This window comes from Microbacterium sp. SL75, assembly GCF_026625865.1.
Lineage (GTDB): Bacteria > Actinomycetota > Actinomycetes > Actinomycetales > Microbacteriaceae > Microbacterium.
On the sequence record NZ_CP113067.1, the window covers coordinates 808,865 to 826,773 of the forward strand.

General features: G+C 70.1%; 11 protein-coding genes. 6 read left to right on the plus strand and 5 right to left on the minus strand.

Annotated elements, in window-relative coordinates; genetic code table 11:
- Window positions 1-111 precede the first annotated feature (111 nt).
- On the plus strand, window positions 112-1,401 hold the full coding sequence (locus tag OVA17_RS03745) for a diacylglycerol kinase family protein (RefSeq protein WP_267788268.1): 1,290 nt from the start codon (window positions 112-114) through the stop codon (window positions 1,399-1,401).
- Between the two features lie 304 nt (window positions 1,402-1,705).
- On the plus strand, window positions 1,706-3,076 hold the full coding sequence (locus OVA17_RS03750; protein ID WP_267788270.1) for a cryptochrome/photolyase family protein: 1,371 nt from the start codon (window positions 1,706-1,708) through the stop codon (window positions 3,074-3,076).
- A gap of 216 nt (window positions 3,077-3,292) precedes the next feature.
- Here OVA17_RS03750 and OVA17_RS03755 read toward each other — a convergent pair whose 3' ends face one another.
- Window positions 3,293-3,733: an Asp23/Gls24 family envelope stress response protein gene (locus tag OVA17_RS03755; RefSeq protein WP_267788272.1), complete on the minus strand. Its 441-nt coding sequence runs from the start codon at window positions 3,731-3,733 to the stop codon at window positions 3,293-3,295.
- A gap of 203 nt (window positions 3,734-3,936) precedes the next feature.
- On the opposite strand from OVA17_RS03755, the gene OVA17_RS03760 reads away from it, so the two are divergent.
- Window positions 3,937-4,986 (plus strand): LLM class flavin-dependent oxidoreductase, encoded by a 1,050-nt coding sequence (locus OVA17_RS03760; protein WP_267788273.1) that lies wholly within the window; start codon window positions 3,937-3,939, stop codon window positions 4,984-4,986.
- 1,341 nt (window positions 4,987-6,327) lie between these two features.
- Here the strand turns inward: OVA17_RS03760 and pheA are convergent.
- On the minus strand, window positions 6,328-7,290 hold the full coding sequence (pheA, locus tag OVA17_RS03765) for a prephenate dehydratase (protein ID WP_210076900.1): 963 nt from the start codon (window positions 7,288-7,290) through the stop codon (window positions 6,328-6,330).
- A gap of 101 nt (window positions 7,291-7,391) precedes the next feature.
- On the opposite strand from pheA, the gene pgm reads away from it, so the two are divergent.
- Window positions 7,392-9,038 (plus strand): phosphoglucomutase (alpha-D-glucose-1,6-bisphosphate-dependent), encoded by a 1,647-nt coding sequence (pgm, locus tag OVA17_RS03770; protein ID WP_267788276.1) that lies wholly within the window; start codon window positions 7,392-7,394, stop codon window positions 9,036-9,038.
- 457 nt (window positions 9,039-9,495) lie between these two features.
- On the opposite strand, the gene OVA17_RS03775 is transcribed toward pgm, so the two are convergent.
- From OVA17_RS03775 to OVA17_RS03785, 3 genes are all read right to left on the minus strand, one after another.
- Window positions 9,496-10,542 (minus strand): NAD(P)-dependent alcohol dehydrogenase, encoded by a 1,047-nt coding sequence (locus tag OVA17_RS03775; RefSeq protein WP_267788278.1) that lies wholly within the window; start codon window positions 10,540-10,542, stop codon window positions 9,496-9,498.
- Between the two features lie 180 nt (window positions 10,543-10,722).
- A complete protein-coding gene (locus OVA17_RS03780; RefSeq protein WP_267788279.1) occupies window positions 10,723-14,583 on the minus strand; it encodes an RICIN domain-containing protein in 3,861 nt (1,286 codons plus the stop codon).
- 178 nt (window positions 14,584-14,761) lie between these two features.
- Complete coding sequence (locus OVA17_RS03785) at window positions 14,762-15,808, minus strand: LacI family DNA-binding transcriptional regulator (protein ID WP_267788281.1); 1,047 nt, start codon at window positions 15,806-15,808, stop codon at window positions 14,762-14,764.
- 110 nt (window positions 15,809-15,918) lie between these two features.
- Between OVA17_RS03785 and OVA17_RS03790 the strand changes: the two genes are divergently transcribed.
- A complete protein-coding gene (locus tag OVA17_RS03790; protein ID WP_267788282.1) occupies window positions 15,919-16,842 on the plus strand; it encodes a carbohydrate ABC transporter permease in 924 nt (307 codons plus the stop codon).
- A complete protein-coding gene (locus OVA17_RS03795) occupies window positions 16,839-17,774 on the plus strand; it encodes a carbohydrate ABC transporter permease (RefSeq protein ID WP_373458832.1) in 936 nt (311 codons plus the stop codon). The genes OVA17_RS03790 and OVA17_RS03795 overlap by 4 nt, the downstream gene beginning before the upstream one ends.
- Window positions 17,775-17,909 lie beyond the last annotated feature (135 nt).

Here is a 17,909-nt window from a genome sequence, read left to right on the forward strand (position 1 = left end):
GCAGCGCGTGACGACAGGCTCATCTCCGCGGCACATGGGTCTTCGGCATCCCTCCGTCAAGCCCGCCCGGCTAGGGGTGGCGGGACCGAGCACGCACCTATGGTGGATGCCATGGCCGCCCCTGACGAGCCGCGTGACGACGCGGACGCTCCCGAAACAGTCTCCGCCGATGCCCCCGCCGAGGTGAAGGCGGATGCCGCCGCGGCCGAGGGCTCCGACGACCACTTCCACGCCGCGCGCCTGGGCGACGACGTCGGCGACCGTCCACGCAAAGACGCCCCCCACCCGAAGGACGCGGCCGAGCCGGACGACGTCATCCGCCAGCCCGAGGACGTCGCCCCCGACACCTCGGAAGAGACGCCGGGCAAGACCCAGCGCGTCGACGCCGAGGGCGACGAGGCACCCATGGATGCCGAGCCGACCCAGAAGAAGCGCGCCGCCCTCGTCTACAACCCCACCAAGGTCGAACCCGAGACGCTGCGCGCGCGCGTCGCCGAGCTCGCGGTCGCCGCCGACTGGGCCGAGCCTCTGTTCTACGAGACGACGGTCGACGACCTCGGCGACGACGCGACCCGCGCTGCTCTCGACGAGAAGGTGGACGCCGTGCTCGTGGCCGGCGGCGACGGCACGGTGCGCGCGGTGGCCGAGGCTCTGACCTCGACGGGCGTCCCGCTCACGATCATCCCGAGCGGCACGGGGAACCTGCTCGCCCGCAACCTCAACCTCCCGCTGACCGACACCGACGCGATGATCCGCGCGACGTTCGAGGGCGACATCCTCTCCATCGACACCGGCATCGCCCGCATCCGACGCGTCGACGGCGAGGTCGAAGAGCACGGCTTCTCGGTCATGGCCGGCATCGGCCTGGACGCCGCGATGATCCAGAACACGCGTGACGATCTGAAGAAGCAGGTCGGCTGGGTCGCCTATGTCGACGGAGCGGCGCGCTCGCTCGTCTCGGCGAAGCCGTTCCGCGTCATGTACCAGCTGGACGGACACCGCTTGCACTCGGCGAAAGTGCAGAGCGTGCTCTTCGCGAACTGCGGGGCCCTGCAGGGTGGCGTGGCGCTCATCCCCGATGCCTCCGTCGCAGACGGCCGCCTCGACGTGGCGGTCCTCCAGCCGAGCGGTGTGCTGGGCTGGCTGGGCGTGTGGCGCAGCATCGTGTGGGACAACTCGGTGCTGCGCAAATTCCGCGCCGGCCGCCGCGTGCTCGAGCGTCGCAAGGACACCTCGGTGCGCTACCTCCGTGGCACCGGCATCGAACTGGCCACGGCCCCCGCGCAGCCGATCGAGCTGGACGGCGACGAGTTCGGTGAGGCGACGCGCATCTACACCCGCATCATCGCGGGCGGGCTCGTGGTCGCGCTGCCGAAGGGCCACGACACCTCAACGCTCTGACCGGGCGGGGTTCGCGCCAGATCACGTGATCTGGTCGAGCGCACGCGCCACGGCGCGTGGCGTCGGCGACGTCACGTGATCTCGCCGGTTCAGCCGAGCGTCGGGGCGCCAGATCACGTGATCTGGCCGAACGCACGCGCCACGGCGCGTGGCGTCGGCGAGGTCACGTGATCTCGCCGGTTCAGCCGCGCGTCGGGGCGCCAGGTCACGTGATCTCGTTGGTCCAGCCGAGCGGCGGGCGGCGCGATCGCACGGCGGGTGTCAAGCCCGAAGAGCCGGATGCCGCGATCGATAGCGTCGGGGAATGGCTTCGCCCTCGATCGTCTGGTTCCGTGACGACCTGCGCCTGACCGACAACCCGGCGCTCCGCGCGGCCCTCGACCGCGACGAACCGATCATCGCGCTCTACGTGCTGGACGAGGAGTCCGATGGCGTTCGCACGATCGGCGGGGCGGCGCGGTGGTGGCTGCACGGGTCGCTGACGTCGCTCGGCGAGCGCCTCGCGGAACGCGGGAGCACCCTCGTGCTTCGCCGGGGCAAGGCATCCGAGGTCCTCCCGGCCGTGGTCGAAGAGGTCGGAGCCGGCGCGGTGTTCTGGAACCGGCGCTATGGCGGGGTCGAGCGCGAGATCGACGCGGGCCTCAAAGAGAAGCTGCGCGGCGAGGGGGTCGATGTCGCCTCGTTCGCCGCCAACCTGCTGTACGAACCGTGGACGGTGCGTACGCAGTCGGACAAGCCCTACGGCGTCTACAGCCCGTTCGCCCGGGCGGTACAGAAGCTCGCGGCCCCGCGTCCGCCGATGCCCGAGGCACGCAAGGTGCCCGGGGTGTCGGCATCCGTCGACTCCGACGAGCTGTCGTCATGGGGCCTGCTGCCGTCGAAGCCCGACTGGGCCGGAGGTCTGCGCGAGACCTGGGAGCCCGGGGAACCGGCGGCGAAGGCGCGTCTCAAGGAGTTCCTCGACGACGACCTCGGCGACTACTCGAAGTATCGCGACGAGTTCGCGGGCGGCGCCACCTCGAACCTGTCCCCGCGCCTGCGCTGGGGCGAGCTCAGCCCGTACCAGGTGTGGCACGAGACCCTCGAACACAAGGGATCGGGTGAGCATGCGAAAAGCGCGGGCGGCTTCCTGTCCGAGCTGGTGTGGCGGGAGTTCGCCTGGCACGTCACGTTCCACTCGCCCGACATCGCGACGGTGAACTGGCGTCGCAACTTCGACGCCTTCCCCTGGCCGAAGCTGAACCGCTCCCACCTCGAGACCTGGCAGCAGGGCAAGACGGGGGTGGCCGTGGTCGATGCCGGGATGCGCCAGCTCTGGCACACCGGCGTCATGCACAATCGCGTGCGCATGGTCACGGCATCCTTCCTCATCAAGAACCTGCTGATCGACTGGCGACACGGCGAGCAGTGGTTCTGGGACTGCCTGGTCGATGCGGATGCCGCGAGCAACCCCTTCAATTGGCAGTGGGTCGCGGGAAGCGGAGCGGATGCCGCCCCGTACTTCCGCGTGTTCAACCCCGAGACACAGCGCAAGAAGTTCGACGCGCACGATCAGTACGTGCGCGAGTGGGCACCCGAATACCTGGACGAGAACCCGCCGGAGCCGATGGTCGACCTCGGCGAAACGCGCAAACGCGCGCTCGACGCGTACGCCCAGGTGCGGCACGGGAGCTGACACCCGGGGTCTCGTCCGGCCGGGCGCCGTTCCGCGCGGCTCGCCACCGATGAGTGCCCGTGCGCCGACCGAGGTCGAATCGATCCGTGCCAGGTGAACCCCCGCTCACCTAGCCGAGGCAGAGGCGGAAGCAGTTTTCATGGAGTGCCGGGGAGCCGGCATCCGGGTACGCGAAAGGGACGCCGCCTCTCGGCGACGCCCCTCTCGGAACGACTGTCAGTTGACGCGCTGCTCGTCGGCCTGGTCTTCGTCGTCATCGCCCGGGATGAAGACGTCAACCACGGTCACGTTGATCTCGGCGACCTTCATACCCACGAGCTCGGTGATGGCCTGGTGGACGGCCGCGCGCACGTCCGATGCCACACGCTGCAGCTGCTCGGGGTAGTCGACCTGGATCGAGATGTCGGCGGCGACCTCGGTCTCGCCGACCTCGACGCTCACGCCCTGGGCGTGGTCTTTGGCGCCGACCGCCTGGCGGATGTTGCCGATGACGCGAGCGGCACCGCCGCCGAGGGCGTGGACGCCGGGAACCTGGGCCGCGGCGATGCCGGCGACCTTGGCGACGACGGCGTCGACGATGACGGTCGAGCCGCCGTCCTTGTGGGCGGGGGTGGTCGTGGCGGGGGTGGTCGTGGCGGTGGTGGTGTTCTCGGCCATGTTCGCTTCCTTCCGTCGTTCCGGGACCGTGTGTCCCGCGATGTCATAGATGAGACGCGGCGGGCCGCGCATTCGTCACGCCTTTTTTCTGAGAGAAGGCTGAGGATGGATGCCGTTCCCCCGGCCTTCACGACACGGCGCCTCTGCGGGGCTCCGCACTGACACGGAGGAATATCGGATGCCGTCGCCGCGTTGCCCTGAAGGTGAACGACGCGATCCCCTCCCTCTCCGTTCTCGACCTCGTACCCGTGCGGCACGGGCAGACCAGTGCCCAAGCGGTGAGTGCGGCGCTCGACCTCGTCGAACGCGCCGACCGTCTCGGCTATCGCCGCTACTGGTTCGCCGAGCACCACAACATGCCCTCCGTGGCATCCACCACTCCCCCGGTGCTGATCGCCGCGGCAGCCGCGCGCACCTCGCGCATCCGCGTCGGCTCGGGCGGCGTGATGCTGCCCAACCACTCGCCCCTCATCGTCGCGGAGCAGTTCGCCGCCCTCGAGGCCCTGGCCCCGGGCCGCATCGATCTCGGCATCGGCCGCGCCCCCGGCAGCGACCCCGTCATCACTCAGCTGCTGAACCGCTCGGGTACCACGAGCGACGTCTCGCGCTTCCCCGACCACGTCACCGACATCATGGCGCTCACCTCCCCCGAGGGCGCCACCGTTCGTTTCACCTCGGGCACCGAGTATCAGGTGAAGGCCACGCCCGCGGCATCCGGAATCCCCCAGGTCTGGCTGCTCGGATCGAGCGACTACTCCGCGCAGCTCGCAGCGAGCTTCGGTCTGCCGTACGTCTTCGCCAACCACTTCGCGGGCGAGGGCCTCGAACACGCTCTGCAGCTCTACCGCGACCAGTTCGTGCCGAACGAGTCGGGTGAGGGCCCCCGCACCTTCGTCACCGCGAACGTCGTCGCCGCTCCCACCTCGGAGGAGGCCGAGGAGCGCGCGATCCCGCAGCTGCGGATGATGGCACGCCTGCGCACCAATCGCCCCCTCACGCCGCTCAAGACGATCGAGGCCGCCAAGGCCAACCCGTTCGACGCGATGACCGAGTCGATCATGGCCTCGACCCGGCAGAAGTGGTTCGTCGGCACGGGCGACGACGTGCGCTCGCAGCTCAGCGCCTTCGCCGCACAGCACGGGGTCGACGAGATCATGGTGTCGCCCGTGGCGGGCGCGTACGAGGGCGAGACGTCCGAGGGCCGCGCGCAGACGCTCGAGCTGATCGCGGCTCCCGCGACCGTCGCGGCCTGACCCGCGGCGGGACGGGCCGTCCGGCGGAGGTCGTCGGCGACACGTCGAATCATGGCGTCTGGAAACGGCATGTCGAGCGGGAGATCCGCACGGCGGCCCGCGGGCGGCGGCCCGAAGGCGGCGGCCCGGCGGCGGCTGTAGAACCGGCGCGGGCGTCGGCGGGACGGGCCGTCCGGCGGAGGCCGCCGAAGACACCCCGAGTCACGGCGTCTGGAAACGGCATGTCGAACATCAAGTCCGCACGACGGCCCGGGGGGAGGCGGCCCGGCGGCAGCTGCAGAACCGGCGCGGGCCGCAGCGGGACGAGCCGTCCGGCGGAGGTCGTCGACGACACGCCGAGTCACGGCATCCGGGAACGGCGTGTCGAGAACGACGTCCGCACGACGGCCCGGGGCGGCGGCCCGGCGGCAGCTGCAGAACCGGCGCGGGCCGCGGCGGGACGGGCCGTCCGGCGGAGGTCGTCGACGACACGCCGAGTCACGGCATCCGGAAACGGCATGTCGAACATCAAGTCCGCACGACGGCCCGGGGCGGCGGCCCGGCCCGTCCGGCGGAGGTCGTCGACGACACGCCGAGTCACGGCATCCGGGAACGGCGTGTCGAGAACGACGTCCGCACGACGGCCCGGGGCGGCGGCCCGGCGGCAGCTGCAGAACCGGCGCGGGCCGCGGCGGGACGGGCCGTCCGGCGGAGGTCGTCGACGACACGCCGAGTCACGGCATCCGGAAACGGCATGTCGAACATCAAGTCCGCACGACGGCCCGGGGCGGCGGCCCGGCCCGTCCGGCGGAGGTCGTCGACGACACGCCGAGTCACGGCATCCGGGAACGGCGTGTCGAGAACGACGTCCGCACGACGGCCCGGGGCGGCGGCCCGGCGGCAGCTGCAGAACCGGCGCGGGCCGCGGCGGGACGGGCCGTCCGGCGGAGGTCGTCGACGACACGCCGAGTCACGGCATCCGGAGACGGCGTGTCGAACGACAAGTCCGCACGGCGGCCCGGGGGCGGCGGCCCGGGGCGGCGGCGTCCCGGCGGCGGCTGCAGAACCGGCGCGGGCCGCGGCGGGACGGGCCGTCCGGCGGAGGTCGTCGACGACACCCCGACTCACGGCATCCGGAAACGGCGTGTCGAACATGACGTCCGCACGACGGCCCGGGGCGGCGGCCCGCGGGCGGTGTCCCGGCGGCGGCGGCAGAACCCGGCGTGGGCCTCGGCGGGACGGGCCGTCCGGAGGAGGCCGCCGACGACACGCCGAGTCACGGCATCCGGAGACGGCATGTCGAACACGACATCCGCACGACGGCCCGGGGGCGGCGTTCCGGCGGCAGCGGCAGAACCGGGGTCAGGCCTCGGGCTCGCCGCTCAGCAGGCCGCGCAGCCAGTCGCGCGCCTCGACGAACACGTCGTCGCTGTAGCGCTGCGGGTAGCGGACGATCGCCCGGTCGGCGCGGGCGTACGACCCGAGGAAGATCACCTTGGGGCTGAAACGGCGAAGACCCAGCAGCGCATCGGCCATGCGTTCGTCGAGCACGTGGCCATCGGCGTCGATCACGAAGCGGTAGCGGCCGAGGGCGTCGCCGATGGGGCGGGATGCCAACAGGCTCAGGTTGATCCCGCGCGTGGCGAACTGCTCGAGCAGCTCGAGCAGGGCACCCGGGTGATCCTCGGGCAGCTCGACGATCAGCGACGTCTTGTCGGCGCCCGTGGGAGGCGCGGGGGCGACGGTGCGGCTCACGAGCACGAAGCGCGTCACCGCGTTCGGGTTGTCGCCGATGCTCTCGGCGAGCACCGTCACGTCGTGGTGGGCGACGATTCCGGGAGCGGCGATGGCCGCGTCGGCGGCGCTCGTGCCGTCGAGGACGCCGAGGGCGCTCGCGACGTTGCTCTCGGCCGGCAGGTGCGCGTGCGCGGGCACGTTCTCGCTCAGCCACTTGAGGCACTGCGCGTAGGCCACGGGATGCGCGGCGATCAGCGATACGTCGTCCAGAGTCGTTCCGGGGCGTGCGACGAGCACGAAGTTCACCGGCACGAGGTACTCGCCCACGATGCGCAGTCCGGGCACGGTGGCCAGGGCATCTTGCGCGGTGGAGACGCCGCCGTCGACGGAGTTCTCGATCGCGATCATCGCGGCATCCGAACGGCCCTCGACCACATCGGCGAGTGCTTCGCCGACGTTACGGACGGGCCGCCAGATCTGGTCGCGCGCCTCGGGAACCTGGGCGAGGGCGGCCTCGGTGAAGGTTCCGGCCGGCCCCAGGTAGCTATAGGTACGGCGGGCGGGCGCGGAGTCTGTGTCGGGCAGCACCGGCTCAGCCTAGCCGCGTCACGCAGGCCGCTCACCGACGGATTCGCTCGGAATGCGTCACGACGTGTGCGCATGTCGGATGCAGCGGGCAGACTGGACGTATGAGCAGTCGCGCAGGGCAGCCCGCAGAGGCATCCGATCTCATCGACATCGACGAACTGATCGCGGCGTACTACGACCGCAAGCCGGATGCCGCGGTGCCCGAGCAGCGAGTCGCCTTCGGCACCAGCGGTCACCGCGGGTCGTCGCTGAGCACGAGCTTCAACGAGGACCACATCCTCGCCACGACCCAGGCGATCGTCGACTACCGCGCCGCACAGGGCATCACCGGTCCGCTCTTCCTCGGCCGCGACACCCACGGGCTGTCGCTGCCCGCCGAACGCAGCGCCATCGAGGTGCTGGTCGCCAACGGCGTCGACGTGCGCGTCGACTCGCGCGATGCCTGGGTGCCGACGCCTGCTCTCAGCCACGCGATCCTCACGTACAACCGTGACCTGGCCGCCGACGACCCGGGCCGTTCCGACGGCATCGTCGTCACGCCCTCGCACAACCCGCCCCGCGACGGCGGCTTCAAGTACAACCCGCCGCACGGCGGCCCCGCCGACACCGACGCCACCGGTTGGATCGCCGACCGCGCGAACGAGCTCATTGCCGCGGGCCTCGAGGGCGTGAAGCGCACGCGTCACGCCGACATCGATCTCGACGGCTTGGGCCAGTACGACTTCCGGGACGCGTATGTGCGCGATCTGGCATCCATCATCGACGTCGATGCCATCAAGAGCGCCGGCGTCCGCATCGGTGCCGACCCGCTGGGCGGCGCGTCGGTGGAGTACTGGGCACTCATCGCCGAGGTGTACGGGCTCGACCTGATCGTGGTGAACCCCGAGGTCGACCCGACCTGGAAGTTCATGACCCTCGACTGGGACGAGAAGATCCGCATGGATCCCTCGTCTCCCTCGGCCATGGCGTCGCTGGTCGCCGCGCGTGACGAGTACGACATCCTCACGGGCAACGACGCCGATGCCGACCGCCACGGAATCGTCACCCCCGACGCCGGGCTGATGAACCCCAACCACTACCTCGCGGTCGCCATCGATTACCTGTTCTCGCACCGCCCGAACTGGCCGGTCGACGCCGCCGTGGGCAAGACGCTCGTGTCGTCGATGATCATCGACCGCGTCGCCGCCTCACTCGGCAAGACGCTGCTCGAGGTCCCGGTGGGGTTCAAATGGTTCGTGCCCGGTCTGCTCGACGGTTCCGTCGCGTTCGGTGGCGAGGAATCGGCCGGAGCGTCGTTCCTGCGCAAGGATGGAACCGTCTGGACCACCGACAAGGACGGCATCCTGCTCTGCCTGCTGGCCGCCGAGATCCTCGCCGTCACCGGCAAGACTCCCTCGCAGCGCTACGCGGAGCTCGAGAGCGAGTTCGGCGCCTCGGCGTACCAGCGCGTCGATGCCCCGGCTTCGCCCGCGCAGAAGTCGGCTCTGTCGAAGCTGTCTCCGGATGCCGTGACCGCCACCGAGCTCGCGGGTGAGCCGATCACCGCGAAGCTCTCGCACGCGCCCGGCAACGGCGCGGCGATCGGCGGGCTCAAGGTGCAGACCGAGTCGGCGTGGTTCGCCGCCCGCCCCTCGGGCACCGAAGACGTCTACAAGCTGTACGCCGAGTCGCTCCGCGGCGAAGAGCACCTGCGCGCGGTGCAGGAAGAGGCGCGGGCCGTCGTCTCGGCGGCACTCGGCCAGGCCTGAGTCTTTCGCAGCCGGAAGCGGCGTCGCCCCGAGGGGTGGCGCCGCTTTCGCGTGTGGCGCGTCGCCGGGCGAGCCGCCGTGCGGAGTCGGTCGGTACCGTCGGGCGGAGTCGGCCGGGAAACGCCGGGATGTTGAGGCCCGTAGCCGGCGTGTCCAGCACGCACTCCGCACCACGGTACGCGCGGTGCCCGCCCGCGGACTGCGTCGTCGGGCGGACTCGGTCGGCGCCGTCGGGCGGAGCCGGTCGGTACCTTCGGGCGGAGCCGGAGGGAAAACGCCGGGATGCCGAGGCGCGTAGCCGGCGTGTCCGGCACGCACTCCGCACGACGGTACGCGCGCGGGCCGAACCGGGGCGACGAGACGACGAGCCGACGAGTTCAGGCGGAACGCCGGGAACGCCGCGACCCCGACGCTCTCGAGAACGTCGGGGCCGTGGCATCCGGGGCCGGAGCCGGGGTCAGGCGGGCGCGAAGGTCTTCGCGTCGATGACGAAGCGGTAGCGCACGTCGCTCTTGAGCACGCGCTCGTAGGCCTCGTTGATCTGGTCGGCCGAGATGAGCTCGGTCTCGGGCGCGATGCCGTTCTCGGCGCAGAAGTCGAGCATCTCCTGGGTCTCGCGGATGCCGCCGATCGACGAACCGGCGAACGAGCGACGGTTCGTGAACAGGGTGAAGACCTGGATGGGCAGCGGCTCCGGCGGGGCGCCGACGTTGACCATCGTGCCGTTGAGCGCGAGCAGGCCGAGGTACTGCTTGAGGTCGAGCGGGGCACTGACGGTGTTGATGATGAGGTCGAAGGTCTTCTTCAGCTTCTCGAAGGTCTCGTCGTCCTTCGTCGCGTAGTAGTGGTCGGCGCCCATCTTGAGGCCGTCGTCCTTCTTGCTGAGCGTCTGCGAGAGCACGGTGACCTCGGCGCCCATGGCGTGGGCGATCTTGACGGCCATGTGACCGAGACCGCCGAGACCGACGACGGCGACCTTCTTGCCGGGGCCCGCGTTCCAGTGGTTCAGGGGCGAGTAGGTCGTGATGCCGGCGCACAGCAGCGGGGCGGCCTTGTCGTAGGGGATCGACTCGGGAACGCGCAACACGAAGTGCTCGTCGACGACGATCTTCTCGCTGTAGCCGCCCTGGGTGATCGTGCCGTCGACGTCCTTGGCCCCGTAGGTGCCGATGTTGCCCTTCTCGCAGTACTGCTCCTCGCCCGCGAGGCAGTTCTCGCATTCGCGGCACGAGTTGACCATGCAGCCGACGCCGACGCGGTCGCCGACCTTGTGGCTGGTGACCTCGGAACCGACCTCGGCGACCGTGCCGACGATCTCGTGGCCCACGGTCAGCGGGTAGGGGACGTTGCCCCACTCGCCGCGGATGGTGTGGATGTCGGAGTGGCAGATGCCGGCGTAGGCGATGTCGATCAGGACGTCCTTCGGGCCGACGTCACGACGCTCGATGGTCGTGGGCTCGAGGGGCGAGGTCGCGGACGACGCCGCGTAGGCATTGACGTGCATGGTTCTCCTCAGGAGGGTCGATGCGGATGCATCCATCCTCCCCCGGGTCGGGGCCGCACGGCTCGGGGTTGCACGGATGTGCGCGAAGGGGAAGGGATGCCGGCACCCCGGCCCCTCGGCGACGCCGAAGGCCGTGCCGGTCGCGGGGAGGCGACCGACACGGCCTTCGGTTTCAGAGAGTCACACGCGAGAGCGGCGACGCCGCAGCACGACCGCCCCGGCTCCGAGCAGGAGCAGGACGAGCGCGCCGATGCTCAGGACGAGCACGCCTTCGGTGTTCTGGCCGGTGGTGGCCAGGTCGCGCCCGTTCGCCGCAGAGCCCGCTCCGGTGTTTGCGGAGCTCGCCGGCGAGCCGTCACCGGCTCCGGCCCCCGGTCCGGTGGAGCCGGTACCGGCGCCCGGGGTTCCCGATCCGCCGTCCGTTCCGCCGCCCGTCCCCGGGTCGGACACCGCCGCCGTGGGGACGACCGCCGCCGATCGAGCGGTGCCCGCCGCGAAGCCGGCCGCCGTCGCGGTCGCCTCGACGGTGATCTGACGCCCCTCGTCGGCCGCCGTCAGCGCGTAGCTGTCGGCGGTGGCACCGTCGATGGCGACGCCGTCGCGCATCCACGAGTACGCCGCGGCCGCCTCGGCCGGATCGGTCACGACCGTCGCCCGCAGGGTGGAGCCCACGCGGGGCTCGCCCGTCACGGTGACGCTGGTGACGCCGACGGTCCGGTTCACGGTGACCGAGTAGGTGCGCGAGGTGCCGTCGGGGGCCGTGACCTGCACGGTTCCGACGCCGCCGGTCGCGGCGAGCGCCGCCAGCCGTGCCGTGTCGGCCGACTCGGACGCACCGGGCTGGATGATGACGACGCTCGCGTCCTCGTCGACGGCCAGGGCGTGCAGGGCCGGCCAGGTCGCACCCGTCGACGAGACGGTGTAATCGAGCACGTCGGGGGCGAACCCCTCGACCGGCGTGTCACCTACGGTGAGGCGGGCGAGATCGGCGATACCCGCGGGAGCCGGGGCCGCCGCGAAGATCTCGACCTCGGACACGATCATGTGCGTCTGCGAACGGGCGTTCATGACCACGCGGACCTCGTCGGCAGCGCCGGCGACCGGCACATCGACCTTCGGCGCACCGCTCGAGGGGGTGGGCACGGTCACCAGGTCTCCCTGGATCCAGTCCCCGCCGCTCACGCGACGGTCCACCCGCAGGGTCGCGGGCCAGCTCATGGTGTTGCCGTCGCGGTAGAACTGCACGGCGACGTGGGTGAGCGTCTCGCGCTGCTTCAGCGCGTAGCTCAGCGTGTCCTGCTCGTTCTTCGTGCCCGAACGCCAGTTCGACCACCCCTTGTCTGTGGAGCTGCCATTGATGGTGTTGCCCACCCCGTACTGGGAGCTCTCGGTGAAGGTCGCCGACGGCTGGCTCTGCGGGGCGACGTTGCGCTCCGACGCCGCGGTGACGATCACCGTCAGGCGCGCGTCGAGCTTCTCGCCGCTGGGCCCGGTGGCCACGCCCGTCACGCCGACGGTCCCCGTCTGGGCGAAGGAGGCGTCGGTGAGTCCGTCCCAGCTCCACTGGACCGGCACCCAGAAGCCCGAGCCCGAGGGGCTCAGCTCCGCCTGCACGCTGCCGTCGGCCTGGCTCCGCACCACGTCGAGCGCGCTCCCGGCGGGAACGGTGACGGATGCCGGCCGCGTGGCGGTGTAGGGCCCCACCTCGACGGTGGCCGTGGCCTCGAAGGCGTTGCCGAACAGGTCGGTGCCGGTCCCTCGCACCTGGACCGTTCCGACGCGCGAGAAGTCCACCCCATCGAGCTGCCAGCTCACCACGGCGCTGCGAAGGGTACGACCGGCGTAACGGAGGTCGACGGTGCTCGGGAGCGTCGGGCTCACGCCCACGGCGGTCGCCACCGTCACCGGCTCCGCCCCGACGACCGAGGTCCCGGCGATGCGCCACTGCTGGTTGCCGCCGCCGTTCGAGGTCCACAGTCCGACGGACGCGCCGGGGGTGGTGCTCGCTCCGTTGACGTCGAGGACGCGCTCGGCTGCGACGTTCAGTATCGAGTAGTAGGTGCCGTCGGTCGTCGACGCCATCCACTGCAGTGCGGGGTTCGACGCGGCCGCGGCCGGATCGGCATCCACCAGGGCGGTGCTGGTGCCGCTCGAGGCGAGGAACTTCCCCGTCCCGTTCTGCAGGGTGAACCGGTGTCGGTTGGTGCCCTTGCCGTCGATCGTGCGAACGGTCCACGACTGGGCGCGGGCGGTGTCGGCCGTGGTGGCGGGGGTCCGTACGGCGAGCGTCGAGCCGCCGTCGAGGGCGAGTCCACTCTGCAGGCCCGACAGCTGCACCGTCTGACCGTCTCGGAACGCGGCGGCGTCGGGAGAGACTCCCGAGACGCCGTCGATCTCGAACGTCACGACCGACTTCGCGGGGATGGTGAGCGTCGCGGTGCGGGATGCCGCGTCGACGGCGACCGGCTGCCCCGTCTTCAACGCGTTGACCGACGGCGCGTCGGCCGTCGACTGCGTCGTGACGATCGGGGTCACGGTCGCACCGGGGGCGACGGTACCGAAATCGCGCAGGTCGATCTGCACGGTGCGCTCGGCGGCCTCGGCGTTGACGTGGACGATCGTCGCGCCCTGTCCGTCGGCGTCGATCGCCGCGGTCGACTGCGCGTTGTCGGTGGCCATGAGGTGGTCACCGGGCGCGATGTAGTGCGTGAAGTTGCGCACCGTGTTGAACTTCTCGTTCGTCAGCACCCGGCACGAGGGGTCGGCGTCGCCGTCCTTCAGTCGACGCTCCGACTGCCCCTGCGCGTTGCAGTCGAAGTCGATGAAGACGCTGCCCCAGTTGAGCTTCTCGACCTTCTCCATGTTGTAGAGGTCTTCGACGGGCTGCCAGAACACCCAGGCGTCGGGCTCGAGCTCGCGCAGGTCACCCACGATGTGCTGGGCCATGCCGAGACCGTTCTCGATGTCGTCGGTGACGAAGCCCTTGTCCTGGGCGGTCCAGTTGCCCTCGACCTCGCTCATCCACAGCGGCTTGTCCGCGGCCTTGGCGATGTCGCGCACGACCTGTCGACCGTCGGTGCCGTAGGTGTGCACGTTCAGCTGGTCGACCTGGCTCTTGGACTGCGCCGACCAGGTGTTCCAGTTGGTCGCGAAGATCCCGGGGTTGGTCTCGTCCATCGCCGAGATGACGGCGTCGGTGGTGGTGCTCGACTGCCCGAGGCGGGCCGCGAGGGCCTTGACCATGGCATCCTGCGCCTGAGGCCCGATGTGGGCGCCCTCCTGGCGCCCACCGGTCGGCCAGGTCGCGCCGTCGGGGATCTGGGTCTGCCAGTAGTTCGTGTTCGGCTCGTTGAACGGGTCGATGGTGTCGAACGTGATGCCGTGGGCCTTTTCGAGCTCGTCCACGACGTTCACGAGGTAGCCGGCGAACTTGTCCATGTCGGCGGTGGCGAGCTGCTCGCTCGTGGCGTTGTTGATGCCGCCCGAGGCGTATCCGCTCTGCGTGAGGAAGTACGGCGGGGAGTTGCTGAAGGCCTCCCAGTGGGTGATCTTACCTTTCAGGGCGTCGAGCCACCACCGCTGGGCGGAGTCCTTGGTGAAGTCGTAGGCGGCGGGGTCGTCGGGGTTCCAGGCCGCCTTGTAGCGCTCGCGATCGGCGTAGTTCGACGTGATCGCACCCTCGGCATCGGTCGCCTTCAGGTCGGGGTTCCAGAAACCGGGCACCGCGCCGCCGGGGCGGAGGTACGACGGGACGTCGGAGGCGTTGCCGCCGCCGATGTTGTAGCGCGCGATGTTGAGGTTCAGCCCGTCGTCGCCGAAGACGGCGTCGAAGAGTTTCTGGCGGACGTCGGCCGGGTAGTTGCCGGTCGCGTTGGCGAACCACACCAGGCTCGTGCCCCACCCTTCGAACGGCTTCTCGGAGGCGGTGGCGGGGTTGGGGGTGATGCGCACGGGGGCGGCGGCGGCCGCCTCGGCGGGCGGAGGTGCCACGGCGGCCGTGGCGGTGATCGCGCCGGCGGCCAGCGCCACGGCACAGGTCATCGACAACAGTCGAGCTGACTTCATCGTCATTCCGATCCGGCCGCAGCGGTGCGACCTCAGGTGGGGGGTGTTGACGTCAACATGTTGACGTCAACACCGAGCCTAAGGGAGCGCTATGGATGACCGCAACGGGTGCGCGGAATGTGTCGCCCGGCGCGGCCGCACCCGATCGCGCGAGTCAGGGGCGCGGGCCGGAACTGGCGCGAACCACCAGCGACGTGGGCACCAGGGTGCGGGTGTGCTCGCCCGCGTCGCCCTCGATGTCGGCGATGAGGGCGCTCATCGCCTCTTCGCCGACGCGTTCGAAACGCTGGCGCACGGTCGTCAGCGGCGGCCAGAAGTTCGCCGATTCCGGCATGTCGTCGAAGCCGACCACGCTGACCTCGCGTGGCACGTCGCGTCCCGCTTCGTGCAGCGCGCGGATGACGCCGAGCGCCATCTGATCGTTCGCGGCGAAGACGGCGGTGACGGCCGGATCCTCCGCGAGCTCCCGCCCGATGCGATGCCCCGACTCGGCCGTCCAGTCGCCGATCTGCACCTCGGGCACACGGCATCCGCGATCCTCGAGGGCCGAACGCCATGCGTCGCGGCGACGTTCCGCGGCGAACGACTCGGGCGGTCCCGACACGTGCCACACGCTCTCATGCCCCAGATCGAGCAGGTGCTCGGTGGCCAGGCGTGCGCCCTGGGCCTGATCGTTGTCGACGACGGCGTAGGGGTAGTCGGCGCTCGAATCCACGACGACGACCGGCAGCCCCGTCGGCAGCGAGAGCTCGTTCTCGCCGAGCCGGTGGGTCTCGATCAAGATCACGATTCCGTCGACCGCGTGCTCGTGAAGGCGCAGGAACGCCCCCGACACATCGGACTGAGACGCCGACTGCACGGTGATGAGGGTGATGGAGTATCCGGATGCCGCGGCCATCGACGCCAACGCGTCGAGGGTGCGCGTGTTGCCGTACGAGCTCAGCGAGAACATGATCACGCCGATGCTGCGGAAGCGCCCCGAACGCAGCGCGCGGGCGGCGCTGTTCGGGCGGTACCCCAGGGTCGACATCGCATCGAGCACGCGCTGGCGCGTCTCGGGGTCGACGTTGGTGCGGCCATTGGCGACGCGCGAGACGGTCTGACCCGACACCCCCGCGGCTGCCGCCACGTCGGCCATCGACACCTCGCGCCGCCGCTCGCGTGTCGGGATCGCGGTCGACGTCGTCGTCGTCTCGCTCATGCAGGCTCCCTCGGAATGTTGACGTTGACACACTAGCGGTGTCGAGTTATGTTTACGTCAACATCTCGGCCACCCGACCGAAATGCGCACCAACGAAGAGGCACTGGACGATGACGACCACCGCGGCACCCCCGCCCGCCCTGCGCACCCCCCGGCGCAAGCGGCGCACCCGAATCGACGACCGCGGCTGGCTGTTCGTCCTCCCGTTCGCCCTGGTCTTCGCGCTCGTCTTTCTCGCACCGCTGGCGTACTCGGTGTACCTCAGCCTGTTCCGCGACCAGCTGATCGGCGGCAACGCCTTCGTGGGGCTCGACAACTACATCGCCGCCTTCGGCGACGCGAAGTTCTGGGACGGCTTCGGACGCGTCCTGCTCTTCCTCGTGGTGCAGGTGCCGATCATGCTGCTGCTCGCGCTCGGTGCGGCCCTCGCCATCGACAGCGCGCGCCTCCACGCCGCCGGCTTCTACCGCATGGTGATCTTCCTGCCCTACGCGGTGCCCGCCGTCGTGGCCGTACTCATGTGGGGCTACATCTACGGCGACCAGTTCGGTCTGACCCGCAACCTGAACGACCTCCTCGGCGGACAGGTCGTGCAGCCATTCCTGCCGGAGTGGATGCTGCTGTCGATCGGCAACATCGTCACCTGGCAGTTTGTCGGCTACAACATGCTCATCTTCTACTCCTCGTTGAAGACCATTCCGAACGAGCTGTACGAAGCGGCATCCATCGACGGAGCGGGTGCGTGGCGCACGATCTTCTCGATCAAGATCCCCGCCGTCCGCGGCGCCGTGGTGATCGCGACGATCTTCTCGATCATCGGCAGCTTCCAGCTCTTCAACGAACCGAACATCCTCAAGCCCCTGGCACCCAACGTGATCTCGACGTTCTTCACGCCGAACATGTACGCCTACAACCTCTCGTTCGCCGGCCAGCAGTACAACTACGCGGCCACGATCGCCATCATCATGGGCGTCATCACCGCCGTCATCGCTTACGTCGTGCAGCTGCGCGGCTCCCGTCAGGAGGCGCGATGACCACCGCGACCGCACCCCGTACCGACACCGTGGCCGTGACCACTTCCCGCCAGGGCACGCGCCGCCGCTTCGCGCGCAGCTCCCCCACGCACAGCAAGAAGTCCGTGGTCCTCAGCATCGTCATGGCGCTTTACCTGCTGTACACGCTCGTGCCCCTGGCGTGGCTGCTCATCAACTCCACCAAGACCCAGCCCGAGCTCTTCTCGACGTTCGGCCTGTGGTTCGGCAGCGACTTCGCCCTCGGCGACAACATCGTGCAGACCCTGACCTACCGCGACGGGATCTTCCTGCGCTGGCTCGGCAACACGCTGCTCTACGTCGTCGTCGGCGCGGGTGGCGCGACCCTGCTCGCCACCCTCGCGGGCTACGGCCTGGCGAAGTACAACTTCCGCGGCCGCAAGGCGGTCTTCGCCGTCGTCCTGGGTGCGATCGCCGTTCCGGGTACCGCTCTGGCGGTGCCGACGTTCCTGCTGTTCAGCCAGCTGGGCATCACGAACACCCCGTGGGCCATCATCATCCCCTCGCTCATCAGCCCCTTCGGTCTCTACCTGATCTGGGTCTATGCGACGGATGCCATCCCCACCGAGCTGCTCGAAGCCGCCCGCATGGACGGGGCGGGCGAGTTCCGCACCTTCTTCACCATCTCGATCCGCCTGCTCACCCCGGGAATCGTCACGGTGCTGCTGTTCGCGGTCGTGGCGACGTGGAACAACTACTTCCTCCCGCTGATCATGCTGAGCGACCCCGCCTGGTACCCGCTCACGGTCGGCCTCAACCAGTGGAACGCGCAGGCGACCGGCGTCGCCGCGCAGCCCATCTACAACCTCGTGATCACCGGATCGCTGCTCTCGATCATCCCGATCGTCGCGGCCTTCCTGCTGCTCCAGCGCTTCTGGCAGTCGGGTCTGACCGCCGGCAGCGTCAAGGAGTGATCACCCCCAGCTCCCCCTGACCGGGGTATCCCCCCGGATGACCCGCAACACCACACCACCGGAGCGTCCTGCCCCGGAACACACAACACCCCCGGGGCCTCGGCCCCGAATCCACAACAACGAAGTGAAGGAACC